The sequence below is a fragment of the Pseudonocardia sp. GCM10023141 genome, from assembly GCF_042653605.1.
The window spans coordinates 70,856-87,708 of record NZ_JBHSIR010000030.1 but is presented as its reverse complement, the minus strand read 5'-3'; the positions used below and the strand labels follow the sequence as shown (position 1 = coordinate 87,708).

The window sequence follows — 16,853 nt, the reverse complement described above, 5'->3', positions numbered from 1 at the left end:
TCCGGTCGGTGACCCCTCGGAGGCGCTGTGGCCAACGGGGCGGCGCGGTGGGCGTCAGGTGCGGCCGAGGTCGTCCTGCGCCTTCTTCAACGTGGACGAGTGCGGTAGCCAGGTGGCCAGCTCAACGGGCCAGCCGTCGGCCTCCAGGACGTCGACCACCGACGGGTCGTCGTCGAGCACCGAGGCGATGGTGCGGCTGCGGGCGAGGCGGCGCAGCTCCCCGCGCTTGAGCAGCGGGGCCGGGGCGCGGTCGTAGTCGTCGCGCATGATCAACGGGCCGGTGGGCAGGCCGTGGCGGGCGAGCCAGCGCTCGGTGAGCCGCCTGGTCCACTCCGGGCGTCCGGTCAGGTAGATGACGTCGTGGTCGATCAGCGCCGCCCGCAGCCGCTCGGCGCCCTCGGCCAGCAGCGGGTCGCGATCCGCGGTGCGGAAGAACCGTCCCCAGTCGTGCGACCGGCCCTGGATGTGATGCAGCCGGTGGGAGACGTCGGCGAGCACGCCGTCGATGTCGAAGACCGCGATCGGGCGGTCATCGGGTAGCGGCAGTGCCAAGTCAGGACCAATCGGTTGAGGGTGGTTCAGTTGATCGTGACGGGGTTGATGATGTCCGCGATGAACAGCATCCCGCTCCAGGCGATGAACACGATCGCCACGACGTAGGCCACCGGCATCAAGCGAGCGATGTCGACGGGACCGGGGTCCGGCCGCCCGCGCAGCTTCGCGAAGCGGCTCCGGATCGCCTCCCAGATGGCCGGGAAGATCTGCCCACCGTCCAGCGGCGGGATCGGCAGCAGGTTGAACAGGAACAGCGAGATGTTCACCGCGGCCAACAGCTGCAGGAAGATCGACAGCTCGACGATCGGCGGCGCATCGGCCGCGAGGATCTGACCGCCGATCCGCGAGACCCCGACGATCCCGACGGGGCCGTCGACATCGCGCTTCTCGCCGAGGAAGGTGGCGCCGAACAGGGCGGGCACGCGCTGCGGGAGACCGATGATGGCCTGGCCGGTGCGGCCGACGACGTCGCCGATCTGCTGGCCGACCGCGCCGAGGCTCTGCTGCACGTAGGACGTGTTCGGGCTCAACCCGAGGAAGCTGCCCTGCACGACCTTGTCGCTGCCGTCGAGTGCGCGCAGCTCGGTGCTGATCAGCGTCGGGTGCAGGTCGAGCTGCTGCCCGTCGCGCTCCACGGTGACCGTGACGGTGCCGGACGCGGCCCGGATCGCCTCCTGCAGCTGCGTCCAGTCGGTGGGGCCGAACGTCCGGCCCTGGAAGGCGACGATCCGGTCGCCCGCCCGGAAGTCCGCGGCGGCGGCGGGGGTGGGCGGCGCGCCGATCGGGCAGTCCTGCGTGGCCGCGGACGCCGGCACCACGCAGGCGCTCACCGCGCTGACGGTGGTGTTGGTGGTGGGGACGCCGATGCCCATCAGCTGGATCCCGAACAGCACCACGGCGAGGATCAGGTTCATGAACGGGCCCGCGAACATCACGATCACGCGCTTCCACGGCGCCCGCAGGTAGAACTGCCGGTCGGCGTCCTCGGGCAGCACGTCCATCGCCGACTGCTGGCGGGCGTCGTCGATGAGGCCCTGGAACGGGCCGGTGCGACGGCTGCGACCGAGCGTCTCGCCCTTCGCCGGGGGGATCATCCCGATCATGCGGATGTAGCCGCCGAGCGGGATGAGCTTGAGGCCGTACTCGGTCTCACCGACCTTGCGCGACCAGATGGTGCGCCCGAACCCGACCATGAACTCCGGCACCTTGATGCCGAACCACTTCGCCGTGGTGAGGTGGCCCAGCTCGTGCCAGGCGACGGAGAAGAGCACCCCGACGAAGAAGATCACGATCCCGATCACGGTCATCATCGGGCGACTCCCCCACGGTTCTCGGCCACTCGCACCCCCTCCACGTTAGCGGGAGTGCGTGTGTGGGTGACGTGGAGTGCGCCGGCGAGCGGCTCCCGGTTGCAGGAAAGCCACTTTCCCGCAACGACGTTGCGGGAAAGTGGCTTTCCGGAGCATCCCCGTCCGAAGGCGGCCTACCAGCGGGACCTACCGGGAAGCGCATCCGACGCCCCCCGCGCTGGCCCCGTTGCAGGAAGGTGGCCTTCCCGCAAGAATCTTGCGGCAAGGTGGCCTTCCTGCAATCCGAGAGCCTGGCGCCGGTCGAGCGATCAACGCCCACAGGTTCTGGTTGGATCATGAGCCAGTGCGCGCTCGCCCGCGGGCGCGGTGATCAACGCCCACTGGCTCATGGTCAACACCGAACCAGTAGGCGTTGATCACCGAATCGCACCTCGCAACACCTCGCCGGGCCCCGCAGCGCAGCGCGCTGAGCTTGATCCGCGTGAGCCGCACCGCAGCGCCATTGCGATGGCCGTGGTGTGCAGCTCGCGCACGCCGGGTGGTTGTTGCGCCCTCCTGTTGATCTGCCGGCCCGGCGAGGGCGCCGTAAAGCCGGGGCACGCGGTCCAACCGCACCCGACAGCGCCGATTCTCATCGTTCATGGCGGCTGCAGGCCATGAACGACCTTCCTGCAACGGCCGGCCGGCTGCTACCCCGCCACCAGCTCGCGCGCATGAGCGCGCGCCCACTCCTCCGCCGCCAGCACGTCGGCCACCGTCGCCGGATCCCCCGTCCAGCCGCCGGCGTCGTCGAGCACCCTGGCCAGCAGGTCGGTGATGCCCAGGAACGTCAGGCCGCCCCCGACGAACGCCGCCACGGCCTCCTCGTTGGCCGCGTTCAGCACGGCGGGCAGGCAGCCGCCGGTGGTGCCCGCCGCCCGCGCCAGCCGCACGCCGGGCAGCGCGTCCTCGTCGAGCGGTTCGAACGTCCAGCTCTGCGCGGCCGTGAAGTCGCACGCGGCGGCCGCGCCGGGCAGCCGGTCCGGCCACCCCAGCGCGAGCGCGATCGGCAGCTTCATATCCGGCGGGGAGGCCTGCGCGATGGTGGAGCCGTCGACGAAGGTGACCATCGAGTGCACGATCGACTGCGGGTGCACCACCACGTCGATGCGGTCGTAGGGCACGTCGAACAGCAGGCGGGCCTCGATCAGCTCCAGGCCCTTGTTGATCAGCGTGGCCGAGTTGATGGTGATGACCGGGCCCATGTCCCAGGTGGGGTGCGCCATCGCCTGGGCGACCGTGACGTCGGCGAGGTCGGCGCGCTTGCGACCGCGGAACGGGCCGCCCGACGCCGTGAGCACCAGCTTCGCCACCTCGCCCGCGCTGCCGCCGCGCAGGCACTGGGCCAGCGCGGAGTGCTCGGAGTCGACCGGCACCAGCTGGCCGGGCGCGGCCGCCCCGAGCACCAGCGCCCCGCCCGCCACCAGCGACTCCTTGTTGGCCAGCGCCAGCACCGCACCCGACTCGAGCGCCGCGAGCGTCGGGCCGAGCCCGACCGAGCCGGTGATGCCGTTGAGCACGATGTCGGCGTCGGTGCCCCGCACCAGCTCGGTGGCCGCGTCCGGACCGGACAGGACCTCGACGCCACGCACCCCCATGCCGGGCAGCGCGCGGCGCAGCGTCATCGCCGCGTCCGGGTCGGCCACCGCGACGCGGCGCACGTGGTGGGTGCGGATCTGCCTGGCCAGCAGCGTGACGTCGCCGCCGCCGGCCGCCAGCCCGGCCACGGTGAAGCGCTGCGGGTGCTCGGCCAGCAGCTCCAGCGCCTGCGTGCCGACGGATCCGGTGGACCCCAGCACGAGAACCGATCGATGGGTACTCATCACGTCCCATCATCCCCGCTCGCGCGTTGTGCGACGATGTGCCCCGTACCCGAAGTGTTGATCAGGAGGACGGCGTGGCGAGGAACTCCAAGGAGCTGGCGAAGGCTCCCGCGGTGGACCCTGAGGACGAGCCGTCGGCCGAGTGGGGCTGGCACGGCGAATTCCCCAAGGGCCGCGTCGTCGCCGGTGTCATCTCGATCTTCATCCTGCTGGTCTTCATGATCGGCAACTACCAGAGCCGCACGCAGGACCTCTGGCTGATCGGGTTCGCCGTGGTGATCGCCATCGGCATCATCATCCAGGTGGTCCGCAAGCGGAACTCCTGGCGACACTGAGCTCGCCGTGGCCGGATCCGCTGGCTCGGCCGTCGAGCTGCAGGTCGGCGACCGCACGGTCCGGCTGAGCAGCCCGGACCGCGTCTACTTCCCGGCCCGCGGCGAGACCAAGCTCGACCTGGCGCAGTACTACATCGCCGTCTCCGACGGCATCGTGCGCGCGCTGCGCGACCGGCCGTGCATGCTGCACCGCTTCCCCAAGGGCGTCACCGGCAAGAAGGTGCACCAGAAGCGGTTGCCCAGCGGCGCACCCGACTGGGTGCAGACCGTCCGCGTGCACTTCCCGCGCTGGAACCGCACCGCCGACGAGCTGTGCGTCCAGCATCCGGCCGACGTCGTGTGGGCCGTGCAGATGTCCACGGTGGAGTTCCACCCGTGGAACTCGCGCGCCGCACACGTGGAGTTCCCCGACGAGTGGCGCATCGACCTCGACCCGATGCCCGACGCGAGCTACGCCGACGTCCGGCGCGTCGCCCACGTCGCGCACGAGGTGCTCGACGAGCTCGGTGCCACCGGCTTCCCGAAGACGTCCGGCGGCAAGGGCATGCACATCTACGTGCGGATCGAGCCGCGCTGGGGCTTCGCCGACGTCCGCCGGGCGGCTCACGCCTTCGCGCGCGAAGTGGGCAGGCGCTCCGACGGGCTCGTCGACCTGACGTGGTGGCGCAAGGACCGCAACCCGGCGTCGATCTTCGTGGACTACAACCAGAACGCCCGCGACCACACCATCGCCGCCGCCTACTCGGTGCGCGGGGTCGCCGAGGCGGTGGTCTCCACGCCGATCCGGTGGGACGAGATCGACGACGCCGAGCCCGGCGACTTCACGATCGCCACCGTCCCCGCCCGCTTCGCCGAGCTGGGCGATCTGCACGCGGGCATCGACGACGCCGTCTTCGTTCTCGACGAGCTCCTGGAGTGGGCCGACCGCGACGCCCAGGAGGGCGCGGAACCACCCCCCGCCGAGGAGATTCAGGACCTCGACGGAGCGTGACGGTCGCCCGTCGAGAACGAACTTACGATGATCAAATGGCCCTGTTGATCATCACAACGTCGTTCTCGACGGGATGGTTGGCTACAGTGGGTAGCCGGCCGCCGTCCGGAGCCGCCCGAACTCCGCCGCCAGCTCCGGCAGCTGCCAGTGGGCGTTGAGCCCGCTGGGGTTGGGCAGCGCCCAGACACGGGTGGTGCCGAAGCTCTGCTCCTGCGGGCCGATGGTGGCCTTCGGTTGCGCGAAGGCCGTGCGGAACACCGTGATCCCGACGACGGCCAGCCACGCCGGCTGCTCCGCGGCCACGAGCGCGCGCAGGCGCTCCCCGCCCGCCACGATCTCGGCGCCGCTCAGCTCATCGGCCCGCGCGCTCGCCCTGGCGACCATGTTGGTGATCCCCAGCCCGAGCCCGCGCAGCTCGTCCTGCTCAGACGGGTCCAGCAGGCGCGGGGTGAGGCCCGACAGGTGCAGTGCGGGCCAGAACCGGTTGCCGGGACGCGCGAAGTGCAGACCGGTGATCGCCGAGACGAGGCCGGGGTTGATGCCGCAGAACAGGACCCGCAGCGGCGGGTCGGCCGGGCCGGGCAGGACGTCGTCGATGGTGCGGGAGCGGGCGGCAGCGAGCTCGGCTTCGGAGAATCGCGGCGCCACGGTGCGATCCTGCCGCACGGCCGCCGGACGTCAGCAGGGTGGCCCTGCTGACGTCAGACGTCAGGAGGGCCACCTTGCTGACGTCCGGGACGGCCACCCCGCCCCCGCACCACCAGCACCACGCCGACGACGGCGGCCAGCACCGCCGCCCCGACCGTCGCTGCCGGCACCCCGGCCGCGCTGGCCGCCCCCGCCGCCGCGAGCGGGGCGAGCGCCAACCCGCCGGTGAAGGCCAGGTTGTAGAGCGCGTACGCCGTGCCGTAGGCAGGCGGCTGGATGTGCTCGGCGAGCGTGCCGATCAGCACCAGCGTCGGGGCGAGCACGAGCTGCGCGCCGACCCCGACGAGCACGACACCGGCGATCGCGAGCGGCACAACCGACCGGCCCGCGAGCGCGAGGCCCAGCGCGGCGACGAGCGTGCCGAGCGCCGCGAGGCGCGCGGCACCGAGCCGGGCGGTGAGCATCCCCGCGAGTGGCGCGGCGACGGCCCCGAGCAGCACCGCCGCACCAAACACGACCCCGATCGCGCCCGAGCCGAGTCCCAGCGTCGCGAGCTGCAACGGCAGGATCGGCTCGATGAACGCGATCGACGCAGCCCCGAGCGCGGTCAGCCCGATCAGCAGGCCGGCCTGCGGGCCGCGCGCCATCACGCGCAGCGACGTCGGTGCGTCGGCGGGTGCGGTCCGGCGGATCCAGATCACGCGGGCCACCGCATCGATCGCGGCCAGCGCCGCCACCAGCAGGAACGGCGCGCGCGGGCCCATCGCCTCGGCCAGGAAGCCCGACACTGCTGGCCCCAGCAACACCCCGGCGCCGGTGGCCGACAGTGCCAGTCCCATCACCGTGCCGCGGCGCTCGGGCGTGTGCGTGGCCGCGATCAGCGCCAGCCCCGCCGTCCAGGACGTAGCCGCGGCCACCCCCTGCGCGGCGCGGGCGAGCACCAGCACCACGAGCCCCGCCGTCCCAGGGACGTCGGCGGCCGCGGCGAACAGGACGGTGGCCACCGCGAGCCCGACGAGGCCCGCGAGCATCGGCGACCGGGCCCCGGATCGGTCGACCCAGCGCCCGACCAGCGGCGTGGCCACCACCATCGCCACGGCGTAGCCGGCGAACAGCAGCCCGGCCGCAGCAGGCGATCCGGCGACCGCCGGCAGGCCGGGCAGCAGCGGGACCAGGCTGCCGTAGAGGAACATGTCGACGCCGAGCGCCACCGTGGTGACCGCCGTCGCGGCGCCGGGCCGAGTGGTGCCGGTGCTGGTCACCGGGCAATCCTGCAGGAACCGGGCGGGCCGCCCGGGGGCGGGTCAGGTGATCACGTCCGCCTCGACCGTGAGGATCAGGCGGACCTGGTCACGGCCGCCGAACCACGGATAGTCGCGGCCCAGGTAGCGCTGGGCCAGCCGGTCGATGTGCTCGACGGCGCCTTCGGTGGTGATGTCGACGACCCGGCCGCGCACACCGACGTACCGCCCCAGCTGCTCGGGATCCAGGACGGTCAGGGCGACCCGCGGATCGCGCTCGACGTTGCGCACCTTGCGATGTCCTCGCACGCTGTTGATCACGATGTTCCTCCCGTCGGTGTCGACCCACGTCAGCGTGGCGTGCGGCGACCCGTCGGGCATGAGCGTGGTGAACGTGCACGGGCTGGGCCTGGTCAGCAGCCCGAGCAGGTCGTCGGATAGTTGCATGGGGAAACGCTAGTGCGTCACACGGTCGGTCACACGCCGGACCCGGATGGTGCACCTGGCCGGCCGCAGCGGCCGGTTCACCATCAAGGGAGGAGACGGCCATGCCGCTCATCAACGTCAGGGTCATCGAAGGCGTGTTCACCGACGGGCAGAAGGCGAGATGGTGAAGTCGCTCACCGAGGCCATGGTCGCCATCGAGGGCGAGAACCTGCGCGGCGTCACCTGGGTCGTCATCGACGAGGTCAAGAGCGGCGACTGGGGCGTGGGCGGCAACCAGCTCACCACCGAGGCCGTTCAGGCGCTGGCCGCTGGCGCCGCCTGAGGCTGTTGCACCGGCGGTGGGTGGACGAGGATCGTGCTGGGAGGTGGGCGCATGGTGCGGATCCGGTTGCTGGGCTCGCCTGCCCTCGAGCGCGACGGCGAGCCCGCCCGCTCGCCCCGGGGGCGCAAGGCGTGGGCGCTGCTCGCCTACGTCGTGCTGGCCACGCGGCCGCCGAGCCGCCGGCAGCTGGCCGAACTGCTCTTCGACGAGGCCGCCGACCCGCTGGGAGCGGTGCGCTGGACGCTCGCCGAGCTGCGCCGCAGCCTCGGGCTGCCCGACGCGTTCACCGGCGACCCCGTCGACGCGGTCTTCGGCCCGGAGGTCGTCATCGACGTCCAGCACCTCGAGCGCTCCGACGACGCCGCGCTGCTGGCCCTCGACGGCGAGCTGCTCGACGGCCTGGGTGTGGCGTCGAGCCCGGCGTTCGAGTCCTGGTTGCTGGTGGAGCGCCACCGCCTCTCGGCCGCGATCGAGGCCCGGCTGCACCAGGCAGCGGTGGCGCTGCTCGCCGCAGGCCGCGCCGACGAGGCCGTCCCGTTCGCGGCACGGGCCGTCGGACACAACCCGCTCGACGAGGGCAACCACGAGCTGCTCGTGCGCAGCCTCGCGACGGCGGGTGACCGGGAGGCGGCGCAGCGACAGATCGCTGTCTGCGAGGACCTCCTGCGCGGCGAGCTCGGCATCGGGATCTCACCCGCGCTGCGCGATGCCGCGACGGTGCCGATCGGCTCGTCGATGACGCTGCCGGCGGGTGGCCGGGCCGCCGCCGTCAGCCAGCTCGACGCGGGTCGGGCCGCGATCATCGCCGGTGCCGCCGACGCCGGCATCCAGTGCCTGCGGCGGGCCGTCCTGGAGGCAGCGCGCTGCCACGACGACGCGCTGCACGGCCGCGCGCTGGCCGCACTCGGCGGCGCGCTGGTGCACGCGGTGCGCGGGCGCGACGAGGAGGGCGCGCTGATCCTGCACGAGGCGATCCACCTCGCCACCCGGGCCGGTGACCGCGCGACGGCGACGACGGCGCACCGGGAGCTCGGGTTCGTCGAGGTGCAGGCGGGCCGCCGCGCGACCGCCGACACCGCGCTGGCCTCGGCACAGGCACTCGCGGGCAGCGACGCCGAGCTCGCGGCGGTGCTGGCGGTGCGCGGGATGAACGCCTCTGACCGCGGCGACTACCCGGCGGCGTTCGGCTTACTGGGAGAGTCCGTGGAGCGGGCCGCGAGCTGCGGCGACCACCGTCAGCAGGCCTGGTCGCTGTCGATCATGGGGCGGGCACACCTGCTGCGGGGCGAGCGCAGCCAGGCCACCGGCGCGCTCACCCGCTCGATGGAGCTGGTCACCGAGCAGCGCTGGATGGCGTTCCTGCCGTGGCCGCAGGCACTGCGGGCCGAGCTGGACCTGCGTGCCGGCGACCTCGACGGCGCCGCCGACGGCCTCGAACGGGCCTGGGTGCTGGCCTGCCAGCTCGGCGATCCCTGCTGGGAGGGCATGGCGGCGCGCGGGCTCGGCCTGCTCCACACCGTGCGCGGCGACCACACCGCGGCCACCGGGTGGCTCGTCGAGGCGGCCGCCCGGTGCAACCGGTCGTCGGACCGTTACCAGTGGGTGCACGCCCACGTGCTCGACACCGCGATCACCACGGCGCTCGACCGGGCCGACCACCAGACCGCGGCGCCGCTGGTCACCCGGCTCGGGGCCCTCGCGGCGCGCTGCGACATGCAGGAGCTCGTGGTGCGCGCCCACCTGCACCGCAGCAGGCTGGGTGATCGCACGGCGCTCGCGGCCGCCCGCATGCTCGGCGCCGGCATCGACAACCCGGAGCTGGCCGGGATGCTCACCCAACCCGACACCCCCGCGAGGCGGACCTCATGACGGACCTGGACTGGACGCTCGTCGACGAGGGCTGGGGCCGCCGTGCAGCCGACTTCGCCACGCTGAGCGAGCCCGCCAACTGCCGGGAGTACGTCGCGGTGCACCACCGGCTCGACGTCGGCGACGGCGACCGGCTCCTCGACGTCGCCTGCGGCTCCGGGCTGGCCATCGAGCTCGCCGCAGCCAGGGGCGCGCTGGGTGCCGGCATCGACGCGTCGCCGCGGCTCGTCGCGATCGCGCGCGACCGCAACCCCGATGCCGACATCCAGGTCGGCGACATGCATGCGCTGCACTGGGCCGACGCCGCGTTCGACGTGGTCACGAGCTTCCGCGGCATCTGGGGCACCACGCCGGACGCGGTGCGGGAGATCCACCGCGTGCTCGTTCCCGGTGGTCGCGTCGGGATCACCGTGTGGGGTCATATCAAGGTCTCCCCCGGGGCCTGGGCGCTCGCACCGTTCCGGATGGCCGCCGCGGCGAAGATCGGCAACCAGGCCGCGATGGTCTCGCTGGGCCGCCCGGGCGCGGGCGAGGACCTGCTGGCGCGGTGCGGTTTCGTGGACGTCCGGCGGATCGAGGTGCCGTTCGCGTGGGAGTTCGCTGATCCGGACGTCTTCGCACGGGCGCTGGCCAGCACCGGACCCGCCTACGAGGCCATCCAGAACGTCGGGGAGCGGGCCTTCCTCGACGAAGCCACGCGGCTGGCCGCCGAGCACGTCCGCGACGGGCTGCCGCTGCGGGCGCGGATCGCGGCCGTGGGCTACCTCGCACGGAAGGCCACGCCATGATCGACGGTGCGGGCGGGTTCCTCCGCGCGGCCGAGCACTCCCCCGCAGCTCAGGCCCTGTTCGACGACGACATCGCCGAGCTCGGCTACGTCATGAACGCGTCGCGGCTGTGGGCCCACGAGCCCCATATCGTGACCGGGCTCTTCGGCCTGATCATGGACACCGCCGCCGCCCACGGTCTGGACCTGCGGGAGCGCGGCATCCTCGTGGCCGCGTGCGCGTCGGCACTCGGCGACGCGTACTGCGCGCTGATGTGGGGCGGCCGGTTGGCGCGAGCCGCCGATCCGGACATCGCCGCGGCCGTGCTGGTCGGGGACGACAGCCTGCTCACCGACAGCGAGCGCGTACTGGCCCGCTGGGCGCGCAAGGTCGCGCGCGACCCCAACGGCACCGTCGCCGCCGACGTCCAGGAACTGCGCGACGCGGGCTTCGACGACGCCCGGATCTTCGGCATCACGGTGTTCGTCGCACTGCGGGTGGCGTTCTCCACCGTCAACGACGCGCTCGGGGCCCGACCCGACGCCCAGCTACGCACCGCCCTGCCCGCCGCCGTCGTCGACGCGGTGACGTTCGGCCGTCCCGTCGCGGAGGCGTGACGAGCACGCGTGGATCGACGGTGCTTGCGCGGCGGGGCAGGATGGCCGGGTGGACCTGCCTGTGATGCCTCCGGTGAAGCCGATGCTGGCCAAGCCGCAGCCCGCCATTCCCGAGGGGCAGCTCTACGAGCCCAAGTGGGACGGCTTCCGCTCGATCATCTTCCGTGACGGTGCCGAGGTCGAGATCGGCAGCCGCAACGAGCGGCCGCTGACGCGCTACTTCCCCGAGGTCGTCGAGGCGGTGCTGGCGAACTTCCCGGAGCGGGCGGTGATCGACGGCGAGATCGTGGTGATCGACAAGGAGCGCAACTCGCTCGAGTTCGAGGTGCTGCAGCAGCGGATCCACCCGGCCGCGAGCCGGGTGAACCTCCTGTCGGTCGAGACGCCGGCGAGCTTCGTCGCGTTCGACCTGCTGGCGCTGGGCGACGAGGACCTCACCGAGCGCCCCTTCCGCGAGCGCCGCGCGCTGCTCGAGGAGGCGCTGGCGAACGCCGCTCCCCCGGTGCACCTGACGCCGATCACCGATGATCACGCGCTCGCCACCACGTGGTTCGAGCAGTTCGAGGGCGCCGGGCTGGACGGGCTGATCGCGAAGAAGCCCGAGCAGGCCTACCAGCCCGACAAGCGCGTCATGACCAAGATCAAGCACGAGCGCACCTGTGACTGCGTCGTGGCCGGGTACCGCGTCCACAAGTCCGGTGCGGACGCGATCGGCTCGTTACTGCTGGGCCTGCACGACGATCGGGGCGTGCTGGCGTCCGTCGGTGTGATCGGCGCGTTCCCGATGGCCGTGCGCAAGGAGCTGTTCGCCGAGCTGCAGCCGCTGGTCACGGAGTTCGAGGGACACCCGTGGAACTGGGCGGCCCACATCGGCGGCGAGCGCACCCCGCGCAAGAACGAGGGGAGCCGGTGGAACAACGGCAAGGACCTCTCGTTCACACCACTGCGGCCCGCGCGGGTCGTCGAGGTGCGCTACGACTACATGGAGGGATCACGGTTCCGGCACACCGCGCAGTTCGTCCGCTGGCGCCCGGACCGCACCCCCGACTCGTGCACCTACGAGCAGCTGGAGCAGCCCGTCACGTTCGACCTGGCCGAGGTGCTGGGCCTGGGCTGAGGGCCGGCCCGACACGTCGGGCCGGCCCCCTTGCGTGGTTCAGGCCTTCCACGCCTGGTGCGCCGCCTGGTAGAAGCTCGGCGCCGGCGGATTGCGGTAGTTGATGCTGACGAGCACGCCGTAGGTCTGGCCGGCCTTCATCGGGACGCTCGCGGTGTAGTAGTCCTTGCCGATCCCGGGCTCCGGCTGCGGCCCCGAGTTCCAGAGCTCCTCGCAGCCGACGCATCCGTTGTCGTGGTAGAGCCGCAGGTCGAGGTCCCGGAACCCGTACTGCGGCGACCACGTGTCCGCGGAGATGTGCCTCAGGTGGGCCCGGGCGTAGGCCACCCACGGTCCGCCGTTGCGGCTGCACTTCTGGGTCTGGCCCTGCACACGCATGTGCCGGTCGTTGGAGAAGCCGTCGTTGACGTCCTTGAACGGCACGTCCTTCCACAACGTGCAGGCCAGCTCGCCTGCTGCCTGCGCCGGGGCCGCCACCCCGATCTGCAACCCGGTCACTGCCAATGCGGCGCCCGCAAGCAGCGCGAGCCTGCGCATGATCGATCGTCCCGCCATGGTTCCCCCCATTGTCGCGATGCAACGACAACACCCGATCAGGTGAAGGGAGGCCAGGCGATACGCCCGGTTGTTCCGGAATCGTGATCCCGGGCAGCTGTGCTAGCCCTCAGCGGCCAGCTGCCCGCAGGCCGCCGCGATCTCCTGGCCACGGGTGTCACGCACGGTGCAGGCCACGCCGCCGTCATTGACCAGGCGCACGAACTCGCGCTCCACCGGCTTCGGACTCGCGTCCCACTGGCTCCCCGGAGTCGGGTTCAGCGGGATGACGTTGACGTGCACGAGCTGCTTGAGGTGCTTGCGCAGCACCTTGGCCAGCAGCTGGGCCCGCCACGGCTGGTCGTTGATGTCGCGGATCAGCGCGTACTCGATCGACACCCGGCGGCCGCTGACGTCGGCGTAGTAACGGGCGGCCGAGAGCACCTCGTCGACCGTCCAGCGGTTGTTGACGGGCACGAGCGTGTCGCGCAGCTCGTCGTCGGGCGTGTGCAGGGAGACGGCGAGCCGCACCTGCATGCCCTCGTCGGCGAGCTTGCGGATGGCAGGCGCCAGCCCGACGGTGGACACCGTGACCGAACGCTGCGAGATGCCCAGGCCGTCGGGGGCGGGGTCGGTGATGCGCCGCACGGCCGCCACCACGCGCTTGTAGTTGGCCAGCGGCTCGCCCATGCCCATGAACACGATGTTGGACAGCCGGCCCGGTCCGCCTGCCATCTGCCCGTCACGCATGACGGCGGCTGCCGAGCGCACCTGGTCGACGATCTCCGCAGTGGACAGGTTGCGGTCGAGACCGCCCTGGCCCGTGGCGCAGAACGGGCACGCCATCCCGCAGCCGGCCTGGCTGGAGATGCACAGCGTGGCGCGATCCGGGTAGCGCATGAGCACGCTCTCCAGCAGCGTGCCGTCGTGGGCGCGCCAGAGCGTCTTGCGGGTGCTGCCGTCGTCGCAGGCCAGCGCCTTGACCTCGGTGAGCAACGGCGGCATCAGATCGGCGACGAGCCGCTCCCGCGACGCCGCCGGGATGTCGGTCATGTCCGCGGGATCGACGGTGAGCCGCGAGAAGTAGTGGTTCGACAGCTGCTTGGCGCGAAACGGCTTCTCGCCGAGCTCGGTGACGGCCGCGACGCGCTCGGCGGCGGTGAGATCGGCGAGGTGACGCGGCGGCAGGCCCTTGCGCGGGGCGTCGAAGACCAACGGGAGAACAGACATGGTTCAGCCATTGTCCCACGTCGTCGACGGTGCCTGCGGGCGCCGCCTGCGCAGGGCGTAGGCCAGCACCGCGCCGCCCAGCGAGAGCGCCCAGAGCGGGAACGGGAACAGCAGCAGCATCCACGCCTCATCGGTCGCGACGACCTGCGCACCGAACGGCAGCGACGCGCAGGCGAACAGCGTGGCCACCAGCGCGCCCGGCACGACCGCCGCCGCCACGGGGACCGGCCGCCCGCGCAGCACCGGGATCCACCGCGGCCAGACCTCACCCCAGCGCGCGACCAGGCCGGCCGTCAGCACGGCTCCACCCAGCGCCGCCAGGCCCAGCAACAGCCCGTGCAGCCGGATCTCCGGTGTCGCCGCGAGCGTCGCGGCGTCGGGCCCGACCGGCCACGGCGTCAGCCACGTCATCCGGACCAGGCCGTAGGGCAGCGCGCACAGCATGGCGACGACGGTGGCGGCGCGCCCCCAGCGGGCCGCCGCCTCCGGCCGGGTCCACGCCGGCGCGGGCCGTCCGCCGCGCGCCGCCAGCCACGCCCGCGCCCCGATGACGGCGAACAGGACGCCACACGCGAGCAGGAACGTCAGGTACGCGGGCTGCTCCAGCTTGGCAGCGGCGCCCACCAGCACCTCCCCGTAGCGGCGGAAGACCGCGGCGTCGGCGAAGCCCGTCGTCCACGCCAGCACGGCGATCAGGACGAACGCCGCGACGACGGCCGGGCCGCCGCGCCAGCGCCACGCCCCCGCGAGGACGGTGAGGAACACCACGACCGGGCCCAGCATCGCGACGAGGTACCCGGCGAACATCACCGGCTGCATCCCGGGCAGCACAACCCCGAAGACCAGCGCGAACACGGCCCCGGACGCCGCTGTCGGTGCCGGTCTGCGACCGGTCCGCGCGAGCACCGCCAGCAGCAACCCGAATGCGCCTGCCGCGACGAGCCCCGGCCCGACCGAGCCGGCCGGGAGCCAGTCCAACGGTCCCGACACGGCCTGCGGGTCGCGGCCGAACGGGACCCGGTCCGGCCGCCACCACCACCAGCCACCGAGCGCGGCCGTCACGATCGACCAGGCCCCGGCCAGGACGGGCAGCACCGGGGACGTCCTACGAGCGGTGATCACCATGGCGATGACGATCCGCCGATCCGGGTGCCACCGACTCCCGGCGCCGAGGGACGCGGCTCCCCCGGCCGGGGGAGCCGGTGGTGACCGCTACCGGCGCCCGACGCGCTGCCGGGCCTCGGCCACCAACCCGGCCCGCACCGCTCCCGCGGCCCAGACCACGACAGCCGCCGCGAGCCCGACAAAGCCCTGGTAGAGGCCACTGCCGGACGCGTCCAGCGCGAACAGCGCGCCGGTGGCACCGAGCACCAGCAGCGCGCCGCCCGCGGCCAGCAGCACCCGCTCGTCCAGCTGGGCCGACACCGCGAACAGCGCCAGCCCGACCGCGACGCAGGCCACCGGTACCGTCAGTTCACCCCAGGTGAGGTAGCCGAGCCCGACGCCCGCACCGACGATCACGACCAGCGTGACGACGATCGTGCGCACGAGGCGCGCCCGGCCCCCGGGCGGCAGCGGGGTGCCCGAGCCGTGGCGACGGCGCAGCGTCAGCACGAACCAGCCGGTGGCCGCGAGCCCGGCGGCCAGCACGACGGTGCCCGATCCGCTGTCGAGCGCGAGCGCTCCGACGATCCACCACAACCCGCCGAGGATCGCTTCGAGCAGGGGCACCTCCGGTCGACGCATGCCGACCACGGTAGCGATTTCTCCCTGTGAGCACGCTGGGATGCCCTACGGAACCCCCACGCCTGCCTTGCGATGATCCCGGCGCCGACCCGGCGCTCCCCCATCACCAGGAGACATCCCCATGAACCACCCCGACACCGTTCCCGTCGCACTGACCAGGCGCGCCGTCGTCGTCGCCGGCGGGGCGGCCGTGCTCGGCGCCGGTGTGCTGGCGGCGGGGTGCTCGGCGCAGCCGGCCCGCGTCGCCGCCGGGCCCGGCACGGCGCTGGGCCCGGCCACTGACGTTCCCGTGGGCAGCGCGAAGATCTTCGACGACCAGGGCGTGGTGGTCACCCAGGCCGCTGCAGGCACCTATGCCGGGTTCTCCACCGTCTGCCCGCACCAGGGCTGCTCGGTGAGCAAGGTCACCGCGGGAAGGATCGTCTGCCCGTGCCACGGCAGCACGTTCGCCCTCGACGGCAGCGTGGTGCAGGGACCGGCACCGACCGGGCTGACGGCGATGGGCGTGACGGTGACCGGCGGGCAGATCACGCTCACGTGAGCAGCGTCTTGCGACGCACGTGCACGCGGTAGCCGACGGGAAGGTGCAGCTGCGGGGTCTGGGCGACGGCGCGGTCGCCGACGGCGCTGGAGAACTCGATGCGCAGCACCGCGTCACGGGTGGCGGCGTCCGGGAACCGCCACACGGTGGGCACGCGGAGCATCGAGAAGCCCTGGTCGGCGAAGAACCGCTCGACGGCCATCGGGTCGTAGCTCGGCATGTCGGCGCGCATCCAGGCGCCGTAGGGCGCCACGGTGGCGTCCAGGTCGACGATCGCGATCGCGCCACCCGGCCGCAGCACGCGCTGCGCCTCGGCCAGCCCCGGCTCGCAGCCGGGCCCGAAGAAGTACCCGGTGCGCGCATGCACCAGGTCGACGCTGGCGTCGGGCAGCGGCAACGCCTCGGCGCCCGCCTCCAGCACCGGCAGCGCGTCACCGAGGCGCTCCCGGGCGCGGCGGACCAGCGGCGGGTGCGGCTCGACCCCGGTGACCGAGGTCGCCTCCGCCGCGAAGACCGGCAGGTGGAAGCCGTCGCCGCAGCCGACGTCGAGCACGTCGTGTCCGGCCCACGGCACCGCGGCGCGCAGCGCGGCCCAGATGGCACCGTCGGCGTCCTGCGCCGCGTTCTCGCGCTCGTAGACCTCGGGCCAGTTCCAGATGTTGGGGCTCGGGATGGGCCGCGGGGCGCCCATGGCGGCGCGCAGGATCCGGCCGACGGTGTG

At 72.9% G+C, this 16,853-nt stretch carries 19 protein-coding genes; 8 read left to right on the top strand and 11 right to left on the bottom strand.

Going from position 1 to position 16,853, the window contains the following annotated elements; translation table 11 throughout:
- Positions 1-54: 54 nt before the first annotated feature.
- From ACFPFQ_RS18225 to dxr, 3 genes are all read right to left on the bottom strand, one after another.
- Entirely contained in the window at positions 55-552 is a 498-nt protein-coding gene (locus tag ACFPFQ_RS18225) for a hypothetical protein (protein ID WP_379620283.1), read from the bottom strand.
- A gap of 26 nt (positions 553-578) precedes the next feature.
- Complete coding sequence (locus tag ACFPFQ_RS18220) at positions 579-1,865, bottom strand: M50 family metallopeptidase (RefSeq protein WP_379620281.1); 1,287 nt, start codon at positions 1,863-1,865, stop codon at positions 579-581.
- A 689-nt stretch (positions 1,866-2,554) separates the two neighbouring features.
- The gene (gene dxr, locus ACFPFQ_RS18215) at positions 2,555-3,727 is read right to left on the bottom strand and encodes a 1-deoxy-D-xylulose-5-phosphate reductoisomerase (protein ID WP_379620279.1); all 1,173 of its coding nucleotides are present in this window, start codon (positions 3,725-3,727) and stop codon (positions 2,555-2,557) included.
- Positions 3,728-3,801: 74 nt separating this feature from the next.
- On the opposite strand from dxr, the gene ACFPFQ_RS18210 reads away from it, so the two are divergent.
- The gene (locus ACFPFQ_RS18210; protein WP_379620277.1) at positions 3,802-4,062 is read left to right on the top strand and encodes a DUF2631 domain-containing protein; all 261 of its coding nucleotides are present in this window, start codon (positions 3,802-3,804) and stop codon (positions 4,060-4,062) included.
- Positions 4,063-4,069: 7 nt separating this feature from the next.
- The gene (gene ligD / locus ACFPFQ_RS18205; RefSeq protein WP_379620275.1) at positions 4,070-5,053 is read left to right on the top strand and encodes a non-homologous end-joining DNA ligase; all 984 of its coding nucleotides are present in this window, start codon (positions 4,070-4,072) and stop codon (positions 5,051-5,053) included.
- Positions 5,054-5,134: 81 nt separating this feature from the next.
- On the opposite strand, the gene mug is transcribed toward ligD, so the two are convergent.
- The 3 genes from mug to ACFPFQ_RS18190 are packed head-to-tail and all read right to left on the bottom strand — an operon-like array spanning position 5,135 to position 7,389.
- On the bottom strand, positions 5,135-5,701 hold the full coding sequence (mug, locus tag ACFPFQ_RS18200) for a G/U mismatch-specific DNA glycosylase (protein WP_379620273.1): 567 nt from the start codon (positions 5,699-5,701) through the stop codon (positions 5,135-5,137).
- A 53-nt stretch (positions 5,702-5,754) separates the two neighbouring features.
- Complete coding sequence (locus ACFPFQ_RS18195) at positions 5,755-6,963, bottom strand: MFS transporter (RefSeq protein ID WP_379620271.1); 1,209 nt, start codon at positions 6,961-6,963, stop codon at positions 5,755-5,757.
- 42 nt (positions 6,964-7,005) lie between these two features.
- Positions 7,006-7,389: a PPOX class F420-dependent oxidoreductase gene (locus ACFPFQ_RS18190; RefSeq protein ID WP_379620269.1), complete on the bottom strand. Its 384-nt coding sequence runs from the start codon at positions 7,387-7,389 to the stop codon at positions 7,006-7,008.
- A gap of 160 nt (positions 7,390-7,549) precedes the next feature.
- Between ACFPFQ_RS18190 and ACFPFQ_RS18185 the strand changes: the two genes are divergently transcribed.
- Genes ACFPFQ_RS18185 through ACFPFQ_RS18165 form a run of 5 tightly spaced genes read left to right on the top strand, consistent with a single transcriptional unit; the run spans position 7,550 to position 12,081 of the window.
- The gene (locus ACFPFQ_RS18185) at positions 7,550-7,711 is read left to right on the top strand and encodes a tautomerase family protein (RefSeq protein ID WP_379620267.1); all 162 of its coding nucleotides are present in this window, start codon (positions 7,550-7,552) and stop codon (positions 7,709-7,711) included.
- A gap of 51 nt (positions 7,712-7,762) precedes the next feature.
- A complete protein-coding gene (locus ACFPFQ_RS18180) occupies positions 7,763-9,580 on the top strand; it encodes a BTAD domain-containing putative transcriptional regulator (RefSeq protein ID WP_379620266.1) in 1,818 nt (605 codons plus the stop codon).
- Positions 9,577-10,368, top strand: a complete 792-nt coding sequence (locus tag ACFPFQ_RS18175) for a methyltransferase domain-containing protein (protein ID WP_379620264.1) — start codon at positions 9,577-9,579, stop codon at positions 10,366-10,368. The genes ACFPFQ_RS18180 and ACFPFQ_RS18175 overlap by 4 nt, the downstream gene beginning before the upstream one ends.
- Positions 10,365-10,964, top strand: coding sequence for a carboxymuconolactone decarboxylase family protein (locus tag ACFPFQ_RS18170; RefSeq protein ID WP_379620262.1), 600 nt, complete (start codon positions 10,365-10,367; stop codon positions 10,962-10,964). The genes ACFPFQ_RS18175 and ACFPFQ_RS18170 overlap by 4 nt, the downstream gene beginning before the upstream one ends.
- A 49-nt stretch (positions 10,965-11,013) precedes the next feature.
- The gene (locus ACFPFQ_RS18165; RefSeq protein WP_379620261.1) at positions 11,014-12,081 is read left to right on the top strand and encodes an ATP-dependent DNA ligase; all 1,068 of its coding nucleotides are present in this window, start codon (positions 11,014-11,016) and stop codon (positions 12,079-12,081) included.
- A 39-nt stretch (positions 12,082-12,120) separates the two neighbouring features.
- Here the strand turns inward: ACFPFQ_RS18165 and ACFPFQ_RS18160 are convergent, their stop codons facing one another.
- The 4 genes from ACFPFQ_RS18160 to ACFPFQ_RS18145 form a co-directional block, all read right to left on the bottom strand.
- The gene (locus ACFPFQ_RS18160; RefSeq protein WP_379620260.1) at positions 12,121-12,636 is read right to left on the bottom strand and encodes a hypothetical protein; all 516 of its coding nucleotides are present in this window, start codon (positions 12,634-12,636) and stop codon (positions 12,121-12,123) included.
- A 102-nt stretch (positions 12,637-12,738) separates the two neighbouring features.
- Positions 12,739-13,845 (bottom strand): 23S rRNA (adenine(2503)-C(2))-methyltransferase RlmN, encoded by a 1,107-nt coding sequence (gene rlmN / locus ACFPFQ_RS18155; RefSeq protein WP_379620258.1) that lies wholly within the window; start codon positions 13,843-13,845, stop codon positions 12,739-12,741.
- Between the two features lie 3 nt (positions 13,846-13,848).
- On the bottom strand, positions 13,849-14,970 hold the full coding sequence (locus tag ACFPFQ_RS18150; protein ID WP_379620256.1) for a hypothetical protein: 1,122 nt from the start codon (positions 14,968-14,970) through the stop codon (positions 13,849-13,851).
- Between the two features lie 87 nt (positions 14,971-15,057).
- Positions 15,058-15,591 (bottom strand): hypothetical protein, encoded by a 534-nt coding sequence (locus tag ACFPFQ_RS18145; RefSeq protein ID WP_379620254.1) that lies wholly within the window; start codon positions 15,589-15,591, stop codon positions 15,058-15,060.
- A 121-nt stretch (positions 15,592-15,712) separates the two neighbouring features.
- Here ACFPFQ_RS18145 and ACFPFQ_RS18140 point away from each other — a divergent pair, with 121 nt between their 5' ends.
- On the top strand, positions 15,713-16,132 hold the full coding sequence (locus tag ACFPFQ_RS18140; protein WP_379620253.1) for a ubiquinol-cytochrome c reductase iron-sulfur subunit: 420 nt from the start codon (positions 15,713-15,715) through the stop codon (positions 16,130-16,132).
- On the opposite strand, the gene ACFPFQ_RS18135 is transcribed toward ACFPFQ_RS18140, so the two are convergent.
- On the bottom strand, positions 16,125-16,823 hold the full coding sequence (locus ACFPFQ_RS18135; RefSeq protein WP_379620739.1) for a class I SAM-dependent methyltransferase: 699 nt from the start codon (positions 16,821-16,823) through the stop codon (positions 16,125-16,127). The two genes, ACFPFQ_RS18140 and ACFPFQ_RS18135, sit on opposite strands and share 8 nt — an antisense overlap.
- Positions 16,824-16,853: the final 30 nt, after the last annotated feature.

What these genes read in the sequence shown, in the direction of transcription:
- ACFPFQ_RS18185 (WP_379620267.1), top strand. Translation starts at nt 7,550, where the DNA reads ATGGTGAAGTCGCTCACCGAGGCCATGGTCGCCATCGAGGGCGAGAAC.
- dxr (WP_379620279.1), bottom strand. Translation starts at nt 3,727, where the DNA reads ATGAGTACCCATCGATCGGTTCTCGTGCTGGGGTCCACCGGATCCGTC.
- ACFPFQ_RS18190 (WP_379620269.1), bottom strand. Translation starts at nt 7,389, where the DNA reads ATGCAACTATCCGACGACCTGCTCGGGCTGCTGACCAGGCCCAGCCCG.
- ACFPFQ_RS18135 (WP_379620739.1), bottom strand. Translation starts at nt 16,823, where the DNA reads ATGGGCGCCCCGCGGCCCATCCCGAGCCCCAACATCTGGAACTGGCCC.
- ACFPFQ_RS18180 (WP_379620266.1), top strand. Translation starts at nt 7,763, where the DNA reads ATGGTGCGGATCCGGTTGCTGGGCTCGCCTGCCCTCGAGCGCGACGGC.
- rlmN (WP_379620258.1), bottom strand. Translation starts at nt 13,845, where the DNA reads ATGTCTGTTCTCCCGTTGGTCTTCGACGCCCCGCGCAAGGGCCTGCCG.
- ACFPFQ_RS18145 (WP_379620254.1), bottom strand. Translation starts at nt 15,591, where the DNA reads ATGCGTCGACCGGAGGTGCCCCTGCTCGAAGCGATCCTCGGCGGGTTG.
- ACFPFQ_RS18175 (WP_379620264.1), top strand. Translation starts at nt 9,577, where the DNA reads ATGACGGACCTGGACTGGACGCTCGTCGACGAGGGCTGGGGCCGCCGT.
- ACFPFQ_RS18170 (WP_379620262.1), top strand. Translation starts at nt 10,365, where the DNA reads ATGATCGACGGTGCGGGCGGGTTCCTCCGCGCGGCCGAGCACTCCCCC.
- ACFPFQ_RS18220 (WP_379620281.1), bottom strand. Translation starts at nt 1,865, where the DNA reads ATGATGACCGTGATCGGGATCGTGATCTTCTTCGTCGGGGTGCTCTTC.
- ACFPFQ_RS18150 (WP_379620256.1), bottom strand. Translation starts at nt 14,970, where the DNA reads ATGGTGATCACCGCTCGTAGGACGTCCCCGGTGCTGCCCGTCCTGGCC.
- ACFPFQ_RS18160 (WP_379620260.1), bottom strand. Translation starts at nt 12,636, where the DNA reads ATGGCGGGACGATCGATCATGCGCAGGCTCGCGCTGCTTGCGGGCGCC.
- ACFPFQ_RS18140 (WP_379620253.1), top strand. Translation starts at nt 15,713, where the DNA reads ATGAACCACCCCGACACCGTTCCCGTCGCACTGACCAGGCGCGCCGTC.